This window comes from Methylobacterium sp. CM6246, from assembly GCF_054818005.1.
Map to the genome: position 1 here is coordinate 3594652 of NZ_JBTXKY010000001.1, position 15349 is coordinate 3610000.

Consider the following 15349-nt stretch of genomic DNA (forward strand, 5'->3'; position numbering starts at 1 on the left):
CCGGTCGCCCCGCCTTCACGATCCCGCCGCGCGTGACTCAGGCCACGCGCGGCCCGCGTCTCACCACTTGTAGCTCACGCTCGCCAGGACCCGCCTCGCGTCGCCGTAGAAGCAGGAGGTCGAGGTCTGGCAGGACGAGACGAAGCGGCGGTCGCCGATATTCGTCGCGTTGACCTGCAGGCGCCAGCGCTCCCAGTCGTAGTGGACCTGCGCGTCGAACAGCACGTAGTCCGGCACCCGCAGGGTGTTGCCGACGTCGGCGAAGGACCGCCCGACGTAGCGCACGCCACCACCGAAGCCGAAGCCGCGCAGGTCGCCGTTCGGGATGGTGTAGTCGACGAACACGTTGGCGAAGTTCTCCGGGATGTTGACCGGGACCTTGCCGATCAGCTCCGGGCCGCCCCGCTCGTTGGTCAGCCCGTAGATCGTGTACGAGGCCGCCACGTTGAGGCCCTCGGCCAGGCTCGCGACCAGCTGGGCCTCGAAGCCTGTGGACCGCACCTCGGCCAGCTGGGCGTTGAACAGCGGGTTGCCGGGATTGGCGGTCAGCACGTTCTGGCGGTGGATGTCGAAGCCCGCCAGGGTGAGGAAGTAGCCCTGGCCCGGGGGCTCGAACTTGACGCCGCCCTCCACCTGCTTGCCGGTCTCGGGCTTGAAGGTCTGGTTGTTGATGTCGGTGCCGATCAGCGGCTGGAACGAGGTCGAGAGGCTGACATAGGGGGCGAGCCCGTTGTCGAAGTTGTAGATCAGTGCGGTCCGGTAGGTCGTGCCGTTGTCGCTGCGGCCGTTGTTGCCCAGACCGTTGTTGAGCTTGTCGACCACCCGGTTGTCCGCGAAGTCCTGGCGGCCGCCGACCAGCAGGGTGAGCCGGTCGGTGACCTTGATCTGGTCCTGCAGGTAGAGGCCGAGCTGCTTGAACGCGTCGGAATTGATCAGGTACGGCGACGGCGTCCCGGTGGGCAGGCCGTAGACCGGGGCCAGGATGTTCAGGTCGCTCGCGGGGAACAGCGACGCCTGGTTGTCGTTCAGGCGGTAATCCTTGTAGTCCAAGCCCATCAGCAGGTCGTGACGGAAGTATCCATCGAAGAACCGCGCCTCGGCCTGGTTGTCGACCTGGAACAGGTTGACCTTGGCGCTGTCGCGGAACTGGTAGCGGGCGAGCAGCGTCTGGGCCGGGTTGCTGTAGCCGAGCTGGCCGATATCCGAGTTCTGGAAGCTTTTGAGGAACGAGTACCGGAGGTTCTGCCGGAAGGTCCACGTCTCGTTGAAGTCGTGCTCGAACTCGTAGCCCAGGAACGCCTGGTCGCGCTGGAAGGTGTTGAAGCCGGCATCGCCGACGTTGAGCGAGCGCGGGATCCGAAGCCCGGAGGCGTTGGGCCGCACGGTCCCGAGATACGGCAGGAAGTTCGACGTCACCGCGGTGTTGTCGTGCTGGAAGCTCGACAGGAAGGTGAAGCGCGTCGCCCCGTCCGGCTTATAGGTGACGGCCGGTGCGATGTAGAAGCTGTCGTCCGGGGCGCCCTCGACCTGCGTCCCGCCCTGGCGGCCGTAGCCGGTCAGCCGGTAGAACCAGTGGCCCTCCTGGTCGGCCGGGCCGCCGAAGTCGAAGGCGGCGTATTTCTGGCCGAACGAGCCGCCGCCGACCTCGGCATAGCCGAACGGATCGAGCGTCGGGCGCTTGGTGACCTGGTTGACGATGCCGCCGGGGCTGCCGGCCCCGAACAGGACCGCCGCGGGGCCGCGCAGCACCTCGATGCGCTCGAGCCCGAACGTGTTGGTCTTGAAGTAGCCGAAGCCGTAGTTCAGCTGCTGCAGCCCGTCCCGGTAGATGCCGAAATCGCTCACCACGAAGCCGCGCAGGGTGAGGTAGTCGATGCGCGAATCCGCGCCGAACACGCCGCCATAGGCCCCCGCGACGTACTGGGTGGCCTGGGTCAAAGTCTGGGCGTTCTGGGCGTCGAGCTGCTGGCGCCCGATCACGGTGATCGATTGCGGCGCCTCGATCAGCGGGGTGTTGGTCTTCGTCGCGGTGTTCGAGCGCTTCGCCACGAACCCGTCGATTGGGCCGGTCGGGCTCTCCACGCTGCGCGAGGCCGTATTGGAGCGCCCCGCCTGGACCGGGCCGCCCCCACGGCTCTCGACGCTGATCTCGTCGAGCTGCACGCTGCCCCCGGCGGGTGGATTGGCGATGCCGCGGCGCGGCGGCGTCGCGTCCTGGGAGAGGGCCGGGACGACCTGCGCCAGAACGGCCAGGGAGGCGCCGGCCAGGAAGGCGCCGGCGCGGCGGGCGCGCAGGGCGCCGGGACGGGGGTGAACGACTGGCATCTGACTGGGCCCTGCACGACGCTTCGGGCAGCCGCCCGCATGCGCCGGGACGGGCCCGGCGGGGCTGCCCCGCTCTTTAGAATTGTGATAAACTGCTGTTATTATTGAGGTTTCTACAACTTTCAGTACGATCCGCCACGCTTGGCCGCAAGCGGGTCGCGCGCGGAAGGCGAATGCTGTTGCGGTTTCAACACGCAGCGATGGAGGGGCCGCCAGAGCGGGGAGGGCGCTGTCACCAACGCTGCGGCGGAAATGCCTGTGGACGCCGGGGGGACGCGCCGCGGCGCCTGATCCCGAGGCGGCTACTTCACGCGGCCCGCGATCCAGGCGGCCACGGCATCCGCTACGGCGTCGCTGTTGGACTCGAGCATCACCATGTGGCCGTTGCCGTGAAGGCCCCGCTCGGCCAGCCGGATCGCGTCGGGCTTGGCGCCGGCCTGGGTCAGGAATGCGACCGTGCAGGCATCGTAGGTGGCGTGGAACGAGGCCTCGGCGGTCACCAATGCGGCCGGCACCTTGGCGAGGTTCGGCAGGGTCCGGGCCGGCTCGGCCTGCAGCCAGCAGCGGATCTGGCCCTCCGCCGCCTTGGGATCGGATCCTTTCGCCTGCTGCGCCACCATCAGATCCTCCGGCGCCTTGACCGGCGGGTCGAAGGTCAGGGGCATGCGGGTCAACCCATAGGCGCGGGCGCGGCCGTCGCCGGACTTCTCCCAGAACTCCTTGCCGCCGCGGAACTGCACGTCGAAGAAGGGCGGCCCATTCGGCTCCACGGTGACGTGGGCCTTCACCAGATCGGGCCGCGCATCCGAGGCCGCCCAGCCGAACAGGGCGCCCTGGCCATGCGTGAGCAGGATCGCCGGCCCGACCTTCTCCAGGAGCGCGAGCAGGGCCGGGGCGACAAGTTCCTCGGTCTGCTGGCTGTTGGCCAGGAACGGGACCTGGCTGGCGAAGAACTGGTCGAACCCGGCATTGCCCTGCACCCCGGTACCGCCCGGCCATTGCGTGTGGAGCTTCGCCTGCGGGAACAGGTCGTAGACCTCCGGTGCCGTGTAGGTCTTCTCGAGGGTGCGGGTGCCGAGCCGGTCGTAGGGGCCGTAGACCTCCGGGTTGGTGCCCGAACGCCCGCGTCCGACCTGATCGACCACGTAAACCTGATAGCCCTTCTCGACGAAGCGCTGCACCCAGCCGGGCCGGCCGTCCGGGGTGGCCAGGAAGTTCACTCCGGTCTGGGCGAGACCGTGCACCATCACCACCGGGTAGGGCTGGGTGATCTCGGCCGGCGCACGCGCCTGCACGAACATCTGGCCGACCATCACGGTCTTGTCGCCGAGCTTCTGATACCGCCCGCCGATGTAGAAATAACTCGCCCGGGTGACCGGCCCGGGGGCGGGCGCCTCGGCCCGCACCGGCAGCGCGGCCAGGATCGTGCCCTGAACGGCCAGCAACGCTCCAAAAATGCGGCCCGCGATCCCCGCAGCGATCCCGTTACCGGCCATACGTCCCTCCCCGGATGCACGTCGCATCGCGCGGGCTTATTGCGGGAATCGGGGCGTACGGCCAGCACCTCCGGTTGACGCAGGATCCGGCCCGGTGACGGAGAGCCCGAACCCACACGCATGCCAGGCCCACCACGGCGACGCTGGTGAAAGCCCGGCCGCGCGCCCACCTTCCTGTCATCGCAGGCGCCGGGATCGGCGCCCCTCGCCCGGTCAGCCCGCGGCGAGACGAGCTAAGGACGTCACGCCGTGGACCCCGCTACCGCCAAGATCCTGGTTTCCGCAGCCCTGGTCGCCTCGATCGCCCTGTTCAGCCTCATGTCGATCCAGGCCTTCATCGCCCAGGTCGCGTCCGATCTGCGTGCCGCCAAACCCGTGCGCGCCACGGTCCGCGCGGAGCCTCGGCAGCCCCCGCAGGCCTGAATGAGGCCGCTCAGGCCTCGTCCTGACGGGCCCGCTCGCGCAGGATGAATTTCTGGACCTTTCCCGTGGAGGTCTTCGGCAGGTCGCCGAAGATCACGTGGCGGGGCAGCTTGTAGGCGGCCAGCCGCCCGCGGCACCACTGGATCAGTTCGTCGGCGCTGGGCGACGCGCCCGGCTTCAGCTCCACGAAGGCGCAGGGCGTCTCCCCCCATTTCGGGTCGGGCTTGGCCACCACCGCGGCGGCCGACACCGCCGGATGCTTGAACAGCGCGTCCTCCACTTCGATCGACGAGATGTTCTCGCCGCCCGAGATGATGATGTCCTTCGAGCGGTCCTTGAGCTGGATGTAGCCGTCCGGATGCTTCACCCCGAGGTCGCCGGTGCGGAACCAGCCGCCCTTGAAGGCGGCCTGCGTGGCCGCCGGATTCTTGAGGTAGCCGCGCATCACCACGTTGCCGCGCATCATCACCTCGCCGATCGTCGTGCCGTCGGCCGGCACCGGCACCATCGTGTCCGGGTCGCGCACGTCGAGCGCCTCCAGAACCGGGTAGCGCACGCCCTGGCGGGCCTTCTTGGCCGCCCGCTGGTCGGCCGCGAGCGCGTCCCAATCCGCGTTCCAGGCATTGACCACGGCCGGGCCGTAGCTCTCGGTCAGCCCGTACAGGTGGGTCACGTCGAACCCGGCCTCCGACATGCCGGCCAGGATCGCCTCGGGCGGCGGGGCGGCGGCGGTGAAGAACGCCACCCGTCGGGGCAGGTCCCGACGCTCGGCATCGGGGGCGTTGATCAGCATCTGCATCACGATCGGCGCGCCGCAGAGATGCGTGACCGCGTGCTCGGCCATCAGCCGGTACATCGCCTCCGCGCGGACCTGGCGCAGGCAGACATGGGTGCCGGCCACGATCGACAGGGTCCAGGGGAAGCACCAGCCGTTGCAGTGGAACATCGGCAGCGTCCAGAGATAGACCGGGTGCTGCCCGAGCCCCCCGGTGATGACGTTGCCGAGCGCCAGCAGCGCCGCGCCCCGGTGGTGGTAGACCACGCCCTTCGGATCGCCGGTGGTGCCCGAGGTGTAGTTCAGCGTGATCGCGTCCCACTCGTCGTCGGGCAGCGCCCAGTCGTGCTCCGGGTCCCCGCCCGCCAGGAACGCCTCGTAGTCGGTCTCGCCGAGGCGCGCGCCGGGGCCGTCGTAATCCGGGTCGTCGACGTCGATCACGAACGGTTTCGTCGCCAGGCCCTCGAGGGCCGCAGCGGCGGTCTTCGAGAACTCGCGATCGGTGATCAGCACCTTGGCCTCGCCGTGCTCCAGGCAGAACCGGATCGCGGCGGCGTCGAGACGGGTGTTGAGGGTGTTGAGCACCGCCCCGGTCATCGGCACGCCGTAATGGCACTCGACCATCTCGGGGGTGTTGGCCAGGAACGCCGCCACGGTATCCCCGCGGCCGAGCCCGCGCCGCGCCAGCGCCGAGGCCAGGCGCCGGGCGCGGGCGTAGAGGTCCCGGTACGAGCGCCGCAGGGGGCCGTGGACCACCGCGACCTGGTCGGGAAACACCCGCGCCGCCCGGTCGAGATAGAGCAGGGGGGTCAGCGGCTGGTGGTTGGCCGGCACACGGTCGAGATCGCGGTCGTAGATCGTGTCGCGGGCCATCGGAATCCTCCCGGCAAAGTCTTGCCGGGACCGTAGCTTGGGGGCGTGGGCGCGATCAATCGCACTTCGACCCTGCGCACGGGCTCGGGCGCGGCATCGTCTTGGGCCGAATGCCGGAACCCATCGTTCGGGGCATTGCGCTCAGTGGCGCGGCTCGTCCTCGGGCTCCGGCAGGAACCGGGCGAGCTCGAAGCCGATCTCGATCATCAGGCGCTCGATCCGCTCGACCAGCGCCGGCCGCTCCAGGACGTGGGCGAGGTCGCGCAGGGCGATGACGTGCTCGGCCATCCGGTTCACCACCCGCTCGCTCTGCACGAGGTTGGCCGCCTGCACCTCGGTCCGGTCGATGGCGATGCCGCGCCCCTGGAGCGTGCGGCCCGAGGGATCGCGGTCGATCCGGCCGCGCATCAGCAAGGTGCGGACGCCGGTGCGGGTGTCACGGGTGCGGAACTCCGCCTCCAAGGTGCCGCCGGTCTCCGACACCGCGTGCAGGTAGCTCTCGATCCGGATGCGGTCCTCCGGATGGGTGCGGTCGAGGAACGCCGCGAGGGACACCCCCGTGGCGGCCGCCACCGGGTCGAGGCCGAGCAGCCCCGCCAGGGAGCCCGAGAGCGCCAGCCGATCGGCCCAGTGATCGTGGACCCACGTCCCGACCACGCCGGAGGCGTCCAGAACGGATTGCGGGATCGGGGCGTCGGCCATGCCATTCCTCGCCGGGGTTTCGAACGCCGCCAAACCTGAGGTTATAAAATCCATCGCAGCTCCGGCGCCGGCTACCTTGACGCTACGGCATCCTAGAGCTGCTGAAAAGGCCGTTCCGGAACAAGACTGCCGACATATGAACCTGAGGTTTAGATTGCATGCGATGACCGAACACCCTGACCCGATCCAGCGGTGCACCGGCGGCAGGGCATCTTAACGCCTCGTTAACCATGCTGGACGCACCGTGCCGCTCGACATCCTTGGGTCACAGGATCGCGGCAGCCCGTGATTGCGCACCTGAGGTTGCCCGACGAGGGCGCGGCATTCGTGAATGCCAGCGCTTCCGGCGGATGCGCGGGGCCTTCTGGAGGATGCCCAGGATGAAAGCCATCACCTTCGTCACGCAGAAGGGCGGCAGCGGCAAGAGCACGCTGTGCATCTCCCTGGCGGTCGCCGCCCGCGAGGCGGGCCACACGGTCTGCATCCTGGAGATGGACCGCCAGGCCACGATCTCGGATTGGCTGGACCACCGCACCGCCGACGGTCCCGAGGTCGCGCAGATCGACGCGACGCAGATCGACGCCGTGATGGAGCGCCTGCGCGACTCGGCCTACGACTACGTGTTCATCGATACGCCGGGGGTCGATTCAACCGGCACGCTCTCGGCCATCCGTGCGGCGGACCTGTGCATCATCCCGTGCCGGCCGACCCCGGCCGACCTGCGGGCGTTCAAGCCGACGCTGGCGGCGGTCTACCGGCTCGAAAAGAAGTTCGCCTTCGTGCTGAACCAGACCCCGCCCCGCTCCTACCGGGTCCGGGACGCAGCCGACGGGCTGGCGGTGCTCGGCATCCTGCCGGACGTGAACATCGTCGCCCGCACCGACCACCAGGACGCGATCGGCCTCGGCCAGGGCGTCACCGAATTCAACCCCAAGGGCCAGGCCGCCGGAGAGGTCCGGCGCCTCTGGTCGTGGATCGAGCGCCGCACGCAGTCGCTGAAGACGGGCCGACATGTCCAAGCCGCCTAAGCTCAGCCTCGCGGCGATCGTCGCCTCGGCGAACCCGCCGGACCGGCACGCGGCCCGGCCGCAGGGCGCCGAGATCGTGACCCTGGCGCTGGCGCCCCCGGCGGCGAAGCCCGCCGCCACGCTGAAGCAGCGCGCCCGGCAGATGTCGGTCTACCTGGAGCCCCCGGTCTACGACCAGCTCCGGGACCTCGCCTATGCCGAGCGGACCAAGATGCACGCCCTGATGCTGGAAGGGCTCGACCTGCTGTTCAAGCAGCGCGGCGCCCGCTCCATCGCGCAGCTGACCGACACCCCGCCGCGCTGACCCCGGCGAGGCTCGACCCTGCCTCCGCACAGGATCCCGAACGCGATCCGTGCAGGGTGTCTGCAGAGGCAGCTCTGACAACAACCCCGTCATCGGGGCCGCGCAGCCAAGCCCCGAAATGACGGGGCGGATGCCGATGCGTCCTCGGACATCCGGGATCCGTAGCGGGTCGCCCGTTTCCGTGCAGACCCTTCGACAGCCACCCGGGCGATGGATGCGCCCGGGCCATCAGGCCGGTCCTGCGCGCTCTCGACCGCCCGGCGCCGCTGGCGCGGGTCTTTTCGGGCAGCGCAATGCGAGCACCTCGAGAGCGCCCGGTCTTGATTACATAAACCTCAAAGCATCCATTTATCAGACCGTTGCTGGCAAATCCTGATGTGGCACGCGAGGTTTTAGAGCGGCTCGGCTGCAACGCCTGAACCGCGACAGCCGACATCGTTCAGGCTTCCTTTACGCGACCGCTACAATTCTGGGTGGACTGGCTGAGCCCTTGGGGCGCGGCCGGTGCCGGCCCGTTTCCGGGCCGTTGTCCCGCGTCGCGTTTGGTGAACCCCGATATGGTGCGCACGACCCTTCCCCGGCCTGCGCGCCTCGCCCTGCGGCTCTTGGCCGTCTCGGGCGTGGCCCTGGCCACGGCCAACTGCGCCACCAATCCCCAGCAGCAGAAGCTCAGCTCCGGCAACGGCATCGACCCGAAATACGGGGTCAAGGCGAGCCCGCGCCTCTACAACGAGGGCGACGTGATCCCGAAGGGCGGCGGGCGCCGCTACACCGGCAAGCCCTACGTGGTGGCCGGCCAGACCTATGTGCCCAAGGAAGATCCCCGCGGCTACGTGCGAGAGGGCCTGGCCTCCTGGTACGGCTCGGCCTTCCACGGCCGCATGACCGCCAACGGCGAGGTGTTCGACCGCCACTCGATCGCGGCCGCCCACCCTACCCTGCCGCTGCCGAGCTACGCCCGGGTGACCAACCTCGACAACGGCGCCTCGATGATCGTGCGGGTCAACGACCGGGGCCCCTACCATGCCGGCCGCGTCATGGACGTCTCCGAGGAGGCGGCCGAGGCCCTGGGCTTCCACCGGCGCGGCACCGCGCGGGTGCGGGTCGAGTATGCCGGCAAGGCCGCGGTCGCCGGCAGCGACGACCGCAAGCTGCTCGCCAGCCTGCGCACCGACGGGCAGCCGGCCGGCCGCTCGACCGTGATGATGGCGGATCTCGGCCCCTCGGAGGAGCCTGAGCGCTACGCCCGCTCGGCCGCCGAGCCATTGGCCTTCAAGCCGCCCCCCGAGCGGGCGCAGTCCGACGAGGCCCCGGCGTCGCGGCCCGAGCGGCCGGCCCCGGTGCGCGCTCCGATCGTGCTCGCCTCGGCCGCCATGCGGGTACCGGCGGCCGTCCAGCCGACCGCCCAGAAGGTGCGGGATTTCCGGCCCGCGCCGATCCAGGTCGCCGAGCATGCGGGGGCCGGCGCCAAAGGCGCGAGCCTCAAGGGGGCGGACCTGAAGGTCGCGGGCCTCAACCCGGCCCAGGGTCACGGCGCGGCCGCGAAGACCGTCGCCGCCGGCCGGCCGGCACGGCCCGGAACGCCCGCCCCGACGAAACTCGCCGCGGCGGCCCCCGCGGCGCTGCCGGCCTCGGCCAAGTCCACCCTGGCGCATCTGGCCTCCGGCGCCGCCAAGGGGTCGACGATGCTCGCCTCCAAGACCGCGGCCCCGGCCTCGGCCAAGGCGGCGGTGCCAACCAAGGTCGCGGCGGCCGCGAAGGCTCCGGCCCCTGTGAAAGCCGGGGCCCCCACCCGGACGGCGTCGGGCGGGGGGCATGCCCGCCTCGCCGGGATCTATTGAGGGCAGCCCCGGCGCGTCCCGGACGGCACGCCGTTCCGCAATGCGGCATTTCGCGTTCGATCCGGCGCTGAAACCGTAATATGGTCACGCTTGTTATCCGGATGCGGCGGGAGTTTCTCCGGCCGGGCGGCAGGCGCGGGACGGACCGGTGATGCGCAGGACCCTTCTCACCCTTCTGGCGGCCGCTTGCGCGCTGGGCGCCGGCCTCGCGGGCGCGACCGCTCAGGGCTTCCAGACGGCGGCCCCGCACGCGATCCTGATCGATGCGGATTCCGGCTCGGTGCTGTTCGAGAAGGCCGCCGACGAGCGGTTCTCCCCGGCCAGCATGGCCAAATTGATGACCACCGACATCGTGTTCGAGGCGCTGAAATCCGGCCGCCTGGCGATGGATACGGAGTTCACCGTCACCGAGGACGCCTGGAAGCGGGGCGGGGCGGGCGGCGGCGGCTCATCGATGTTCGCCCAGGTCAACAGCCGCATCAAGATGTCGGACCTGCTGCGCGGGCTGATCGTCCAGTCGGGCAACGACGCCGCGATCACCATCGCGGAGAACATGGCCGGCACCGAGGATTCCTTCGCCGGGCTGATGAACCGGCGGGCCAAGGAGATCGGGCTGACGAATTCGACCTTCCGCAACGCCACCGGCTACTCGGCCCCCGACCAGAAGGTCACGGCCCGGGACATGGCCAAGCTCGCGATCCACCTGATCGACACCTACCCGGACCTGTACAAGATCTTCGCCGAGAAGGAGTTCACCTGGAACAAGATCCGCCAGCAGAACCGCAACCCGCTCCTGGCGCTCGACATCGGCGCCGACGGGCTGAAGACCGGGTACCTGGAGGAATCCGGCTACGCGCTGACCGGCTCGGCGGTGCAGAACGGCCAGCGCCTGGTGCTGGTGATCTCGGGGCTCAAGACCGCCCGGGACCGGGCCTCCGAGGCGCGCAAGCTGATGGAATGGGGTTTCCGCGCGTTCGAGACGCGGCAGATCTTCGGGGCCGGCGAGACGGTCGCCGACGCCTCCGTGTTCGGCGGCCAGGCGGGCTCCGTTCCGCTGGTCTCGAAGAAGCCGGTGCGGGTCCTGCTGCCCCGCGGCTCCAGCGACCGGGTCAGCGCCAAGGTGGTCTATACCGGGCCGCTGATGGCCCCCGTCGAGGAGGGCCAGCAGGTCGGCACCCTGCGGATCCAGCGCGGCGACACGGTCGCCCTCGACCAGCCGCTCTTCGCCGGCGCGACGGTGGAGCCTGGCACGCTGTCGCAGCGGGCGATGGACGCGGCGCTGGAGTTCGGTACCGGCCTCGTGCGCAAGGCCTTCGACCGCGTCGGCAAGAAGGACGCGAAGTCCGGCGAGCGTACGGCCGATCCGACGTGATTGGACGCCCGTGATCGTGCCAGGCTTCGAGGACGCTTCGCAGCGAACCTTCATCACCTTCGAAGGCGGGGAGGGCGCCGGCAAGTCGACCCAGGTCGCCCGCCTGGCCGCGACCCTGCGGTCCCGCTCGGGCCGGGAGGTCCGCGTGACCCGCGAGCCCGGCGGCTCGCCCCGGGCCGAGGAAATCCGCGTGGCCCTGCTCGGCGGCGTCGCCAAGCCCTACGGCCCCTTCGCGGAGGCGCTGCTGTTCAGCGCAGCCCGGATCGACCACCTCGACCGCCTGATCCGCCCGGCCCTGCGCCGGGGCGAGATCGTGCTGTGCGACCGCTTCATCGACTCGACCCGGGCCTACCAGGGCGCGGCGGGCGGCCTCGACCCGGCGGTGATCGCCGCCCTGGAGCGGGTCGTGGTCGGCCCGACCCGGCCCGACCTGACCCTGATCCTCGATCTGCCACCCGAAGCCGGGCTCGCCCGCGCGGCCGGGCGCAGCGCCGGGACGGGGCAGGGGGCCGACCGGTTCGAGGCGGAATCGCTCGCCTTCCACACGCGGCTGCGCGATGCCTTCCTGGCGATCGCCCGGGCCGAGCCGCAACGCTGCGCGGTGATCGATGCCGGCCGCGACCCCGATGCGGTGGAAGCCGCGATCCGCGCCGCGGTGGCCTCCCGCCTGCCGGGCCTGCTGCCGCTCAAGGAAAGCCGCGGCGATGCCGCCTGAACCCCGCGCCATGAAACCGGCAGACCGGGCCGCCGACGACGTCGAGCCCGGCGACCTCCCCGGTATCGCGCGCCCGCGGGAGACCCGGGCGCTGGTCGGCCACGCGGCCGCGGCGGCCGCCTTCGCGGAGGGGATCGCGGCGGGGCGCCTGCACCATGCCTGGCTGATCGGCGGCGCGCCCGGGATCGGCAAGGCGACGCTGGCCTACCGGGTCGCCCGCCGCCTGCTGGCCTATCCCGCCGGCGGCGGGCCGGCCGGGCTCGATGTGCCGGACGAGAACCCCGTCGCCGGCAAGGTCGCGGGCCTGTCGCATCCGAACCTCGTGGCCCTGCGCCGCCACCGCACCGTCGGCGCCAAGACGCTGCCCACCAAGATCTCGGTCGACATGGTCCGCCGGGCCCTGGACCTGTTTTCCTCGACCGCCACCGATTCCGGCTGGCGGGTCTGCATCCTCGACAGCGCCGACGACCTCAACGCCAACGCGGCCAACGCCCTGCTCAAGGTCCTGGAGGAGCCGCCGCCGCGCGCCCTGTTCCTGATCCTGGCCCACCAGCCCGGCCGACTGCTGCCGACGATCCGCTCCCGCTGCCGGGTGCTGATGCTGCGCCCGCTGGCGCCCGAGGCGGTGGCCCAGGTGGTGCGCGGCCTGCCCGAGCCGTTCCCGCAGCCGGAGGAGGCCGCCCTGGCCCGGGCGGTCGCCCAGTGCGAGGGCTCGGTCGCCCGGGCGCTGGCGATGCTCGACCCGGTCACGGCCGGCCTCGTCGCCGAGGTCGAGACCCTGCTCGCCCGGGCGCAGACGCCCGATTGGGGCCGGGTGCTCAAGCTCGCCGAGACCCTGGCCGGGCGCGACGCCGAGGCGCGGTTCGAGGCCGCCCAGGACGCGGTCCTGCGCTTCGTCTCGGCCGAACTCGACCGCCGCCGGAACGAGCCGCCCGCCCGCCTCGCCGCCCTGGTGGACGTCGCGGACCGGTTCGGCCGCGCCGCCCGGGAGGCGGCGATCTACAATCTCGACCGGCGCCCGGTGGTGCTGTCGCTGTTCGGCGATCTCGCCGAGGCGGCCTCGTAACCCCTCTGCGCGCCGGGACGACCAGGGCGCTGCCCTGGACCCGCAAAAGGTCCCGGACCGTCTGGGGTCACGATCGTCCGGGCGGTTCCCGATCCCGGCGGCTGTTGCGTCCCCGCCGCTGCCGCGCGACAACGCGGGCAACCTCCTGCGATGATCCGGAACACCCCGACGTGACGTCCAACGCCCCGGCGCACTCCAAAAAAACCTTCGGCCTCTCGACCGCGATCTCCTACCCCAACGGCGCGCCGCATATCGGTCACGCCTACGAGGTGATCGCCGCCGACGCCATCGCCCGCTTCCACCGGCTCGACGGCTACGACGTGCTGTTCTCCACCGGCACGGACGAGCACGGCCTCAAGATCCAGCAGGCGGCGACCCGGGCCGGCACCAGCCCGCGCGCGTATGTCGACGGCACCGCAGCGCGCTTCCAGGCGATGGCCGACCGGATGGACTGCGCCTACGACCGCTTCATCCGCACCACCGAGCCCGGCCACTACGAAGCCGCGCAGGAGATCTGGCGACGGATGGAGGCCAACGGCGACATCTACCTCGACACGTATGCCGGCTGGTACTCGGTGCGCGACGAGGCCTATTACGACGAGGCCGAGACCCGCCTGCTCGAGGATGGCAGCCGCCGCAGCCTCGCCACCGACACCCCGGTCGTGTGGATGGAGGAGGAGAATTTTCTCTTCAGATTGTCCGCCTATCAGGACCGGCTGCTGAAGCTCTACGAGGACCAGCCCGACTTCATCGGCCCGGAAACCCGAAGGAACGAGGTGGCGAGCTTCGTGCGCTCCGGCCTCAAGGACCTCTCGGTCAGCCGCACCAATTTCGACTGGGGGGTACCGGTGCCGGGGCATCCCGGCCACGTCATGTATGTCTGGGTCGACGCCCTGACCAACTACCTGAGCGTCACCGGCTTCCCCGACGCGGAGAATCCCCTGAAGAAGTTCTGGCCGATGGACCTGCACGTCATCGGCAAGGACATCGTCCGGTTCCACGCGGTCTACTGGCCGGCCTTCCTGATGGCGGCCGGGCTGCCCCTGCCCAAGCGCGTCTTCGGCCACGGCTTCCTGCTCTCCAAGGGCGAGAAGATGTCGAAGTCGCTCGGCAACGTGCTCGACCCGTTCGAGCTCGCCGACACCTACGGGGTCGACCCGGTGCGCTACTTCGTGCTGCGCGAGGTGCCGTTCGGCGGCGACGGCAGCTACAGCCACGAGGCGATCATCGGCCGGATCAACGCCGATCTCGCCAACGACCTCGGCAACCTCGCCCAGCGCTCGCTCTCGATGGTCGCCAAGAATTGCGACGGCGCGGTGCCGGATCCCGGGGCCCTGCCGGGTTCCTTGGACGAGGCCGATCGTGCCCTGCTGGCCCAGGCCGACGCTCTCCCGGACAGGGTGCGGAGCCTGATGGGCGATCTCGCGCTCCACAGCGTCCTGGCCGAGATCTGGGCGGTGGTGGCCGAGGCCAACCGCTACTTCGCCGGGCAGGAGCCGTGGCGCCTGCGCAAGTCCGATCCGGCCCGGATGAACGCGGTGCTCTACACGACGCTGGAATCGCTGCGGGCGTTCGGCATCCTGGTCCAGCCGTTCGTTCCGACCGCGGCCTCCAAGCTCCTGGACCTGCTGGCCGTTCCGGCGGACCGGCGCAACCTCGCCGATGCGGGGGAGGGCGGACGCCTGGTACCCGGCACGGCGCTCCCCGCCCCGGCTCCGGTCTTCCCGAGGTTCGAGCGGCCCGAAGCGCCGGCGGCCTGACAGCGATCCGAGACACGATGCTGATCGACAGCCACTGCCATCTGGATTTCCCGGATTTCGCCGCCGACCTGCCGGGGGTGATCGCCCGTGCCCGGGAGGCGGGCGTCACCGGGATGCTGACCATCTCGACCCGGGTCGCCCGGGCCGGGACCTACCGGGCGATCGCCGAGGCCCACCCCGAGATCTGGTTCACCGTCGGCACCCATCCGGACGGGGCCGCCGAGGAGCCGGATGTGCCCGCCGAGACGATCGCGGGCCTCGCGCGCGCGCATCCCCGCTGCGTCGGGATCGGCGAGGCCGGGCTCGACTACCACTACCCCGACGGCGCCCCCGAGGCCGTGCAGGAACGGGTGCTGCGCGCCCATATCGAGGCGGCGCGCCTGTCCGGCCTGCCGCTCGTCATCCACGCCCGGGATGCCGACGAGCACATGGAGCGGGTGCTCACCGACGAGATGGGTCGGACGCCGTTCCGGGCGGTGCTGCACTGCTTCTCGTCGGGCCGGCGCCTCGCCGAGGCCGGGCTCGAGCTCGGGCTGTCGATCTCGTTCTCCGGCATCGTCACCTTCCGGCGCGCGCACGCGTTGCGCGACATCGCCCGGAGCGTGCCCCTCGACCGGATCCTGGTGGAGACCGACGCGCCGTTCCTCGCCCCCGAGCCGCATCGCGGGC

Annotated in this window: 13 protein-coding genes (1 of these 13 cut by a window edge); 9 read left to right on the plus strand and 4 right to left on the minus strand. The window is 70.7% G+C overall.

Translation table 11 applies throughout. The annotated features are described in order from the left end of the window. Nucleotides 1-60: 60 nt before the first annotated feature. Nucleotides 61-2325, minus strand: a complete 2265-nt coding sequence (locus ACYQPG_RS17660; RefSeq protein WP_419828420.1) for a TonB-dependent siderophore receptor — start codon at nucleotides 2323-2325, stop codon at nucleotides 61-63. A 302-nt stretch (nucleotides 2326-2627) separates the two neighbouring features. Continuing rightward, entirely contained in the window at nucleotides 2628-3821 is a 1194-nt protein-coding gene (locus tag ACYQPG_RS17665; protein ID WP_147941114.1) for an alpha/beta hydrolase, read from the minus strand. 249 nt (nucleotides 3822-4070) lie between these two features. Between ACYQPG_RS17665 and ACYQPG_RS17670 the strand changes: the two genes are divergently transcribed. Then, nucleotides 4071-4244 carry a hypothetical protein gene (locus tag ACYQPG_RS17670; protein WP_187193607.1) on the plus strand — a complete coding sequence of 58 codons (174 nt, stop codon included), beginning with the start codon at nucleotides 4071-4073 and terminating at the stop codon, nucleotides 4242-4244. A 10-nt stretch (nucleotides 4245-4254) separates the two neighbouring features. Here the strand turns inward: ACYQPG_RS17670 and ACYQPG_RS17675 are convergent, their stop codons facing one another. Together ACYQPG_RS17675 and ACYQPG_RS17680 are read right to left on the minus strand one after the other, a co-directional pair. After that, nucleotides 4255-5892, minus strand: a complete 1638-nt coding sequence (locus ACYQPG_RS17675) for an acyl-CoA synthetase (RefSeq protein ID WP_147907817.1) — start codon at nucleotides 5890-5892, stop codon at nucleotides 4255-4257. 141 nt (nucleotides 5893-6033) lie between these two features. Further along, nucleotides 6034-6594 carry a PAS domain-containing protein gene (locus tag ACYQPG_RS17680; RefSeq protein WP_147941115.1) on the minus strand — a complete coding sequence of 187 codons (561 nt, stop codon included), beginning with the start codon at nucleotides 6592-6594 and terminating at the stop codon, nucleotides 6034-6036. Nucleotides 6595-6974: 380 nt separating this feature from the next. Between ACYQPG_RS17680 and ACYQPG_RS17685 the strand changes: the two genes are divergently transcribed. The 8 genes from ACYQPG_RS17685 to ACYQPG_RS17720 form a co-directional block, all read left to right on the plus strand. Further along, nucleotides 6975-7622: a ParA family protein gene (locus ACYQPG_RS17685; RefSeq protein ID WP_147907815.1), complete on the plus strand. Its 648-nt coding sequence runs from the start codon at nucleotides 6975-6977 to the stop codon at nucleotides 7620-7622. Beyond that, a complete protein-coding gene (locus tag ACYQPG_RS17690; protein WP_050736065.1) occupies nucleotides 7606-7926 on the plus strand; it encodes a ribbon-helix-helix domain-containing protein in 321 nt (106 codons plus the stop codon). Before ACYQPG_RS17685 ends, ACYQPG_RS17690 begins: the two co-directional genes overlap by 17 nt. A 557-nt stretch (nucleotides 7927-8483) precedes the next feature. Next, nucleotides 8484-9767 carry a septal ring lytic transglycosylase RlpA family protein gene (locus ACYQPG_RS17695; protein WP_419828421.1) on the plus strand — a complete coding sequence of 428 codons (1284 nt, stop codon included), beginning with the start codon at nucleotides 8484-8486 and terminating at the stop codon, nucleotides 9765-9767. Between the two features lie 151 nt (nucleotides 9768-9918). Next, a complete protein-coding gene (locus ACYQPG_RS17700; protein WP_147910714.1) occupies nucleotides 9919-11139 on the plus strand; it encodes a D-alanyl-D-alanine carboxypeptidase family protein in 1221 nt (406 codons plus the stop codon). Between the two features lie 10 nt (nucleotides 11140-11149). Next, nucleotides 11150-11854, plus strand: coding sequence for a dTMP kinase (gene tmk / locus ACYQPG_RS17705; protein WP_147941695.1), 705 nt, complete (start codon nucleotides 11150-11152; stop codon nucleotides 11852-11854). Between the two features lie 10 nt (nucleotides 11855-11864). Then, nucleotides 11865-12920 carry a DNA polymerase III subunit delta' gene (locus ACYQPG_RS17710; protein ID WP_419828422.1) on the plus strand — a complete coding sequence of 352 codons (1056 nt, stop codon included), beginning with the start codon at nucleotides 11865-11867 and terminating at the stop codon, nucleotides 12918-12920. A 170-nt stretch (nucleotides 12921-13090) separates the two neighbouring features. Continuing rightward, nucleotides 13091-14680, plus strand: a complete 1590-nt coding sequence (metG, locus tag ACYQPG_RS17715) for a methionine--tRNA ligase (protein WP_147910711.1) — start codon at nucleotides 13091-13093, stop codon at nucleotides 14678-14680. Nucleotides 14681-14697: 17 nt separating this feature from the next. Further along, nucleotides 14698-15349 carry the 5' portion of a TatD family hydrolase gene (locus tag ACYQPG_RS17720; protein ID WP_147941692.1) on the plus strand. It continues 143 nt past the right edge of the window, so the window shows 652 of its 795 coding nt (coding positions 1-652); it begins with the start codon at nucleotides 14698-14700; its stop codon lies beyond the right edge, outside the window.

Excerpts from the sequence above, each read along its gene's own strand:
- ACYQPG_RS17660 (WP_419828420.1), bottom strand. The coding sequence starts at position 2,325 with ATGCCAGTCGTTCACCCCCGTCCCGGCGCCCTGCGCGCCCGCCGCGCC.
- ACYQPG_RS17665 (WP_147941114.1), bottom strand. The coding sequence starts at position 3,821 with ATGGCCGGTAACGGGATCGCTGCGGGGATCGCGGGCCGCATTTTTGGA.
- ACYQPG_RS17680 (WP_147941115.1), bottom strand. The coding sequence starts at position 6,594 with ATGGCCGACGCCCCGATCCCGCAATCCGTTCTGGACGCCTCCGGCGTG.
- ACYQPG_RS17675 (WP_147907817.1), bottom strand. The coding sequence starts at position 5,892 with ATGGCCCGCGACACGATCTACGACCGCGATCTCGACCGTGTGCCGGCC.
- ACYQPG_RS17695 (WP_419828421.1), top strand. The coding sequence starts at position 8,484 with ATGGTGCGCACGACCCTTCCCCGGCCTGCGCGCCTCGCCCTGCGGCTC.
- ACYQPG_RS17700 (WP_147910714.1), top strand. The coding sequence starts at position 9,919 with ATGCGCAGGACCCTTCTCACCCTTCTGGCGGCCGCTTGCGCGCTGGGC.
- ACYQPG_RS17690 (WP_050736065.1), top strand. The coding sequence starts at position 7,606 with ATGTCCAAGCCGCCTAAGCTCAGCCTCGCGGCGATCGTCGCCTCGGCG.
- ACYQPG_RS17685 (WP_147907815.1), top strand. The coding sequence starts at position 6,975 with ATGAAAGCCATCACCTTCGTCACGCAGAAGGGCGGCAGCGGCAAGAGC.
- ACYQPG_RS17710 (WP_419828422.1), top strand. The coding sequence starts at position 11,865 with ATGAAACCGGCAGACCGGGCCGCCGACGACGTCGAGCCCGGCGACCTC.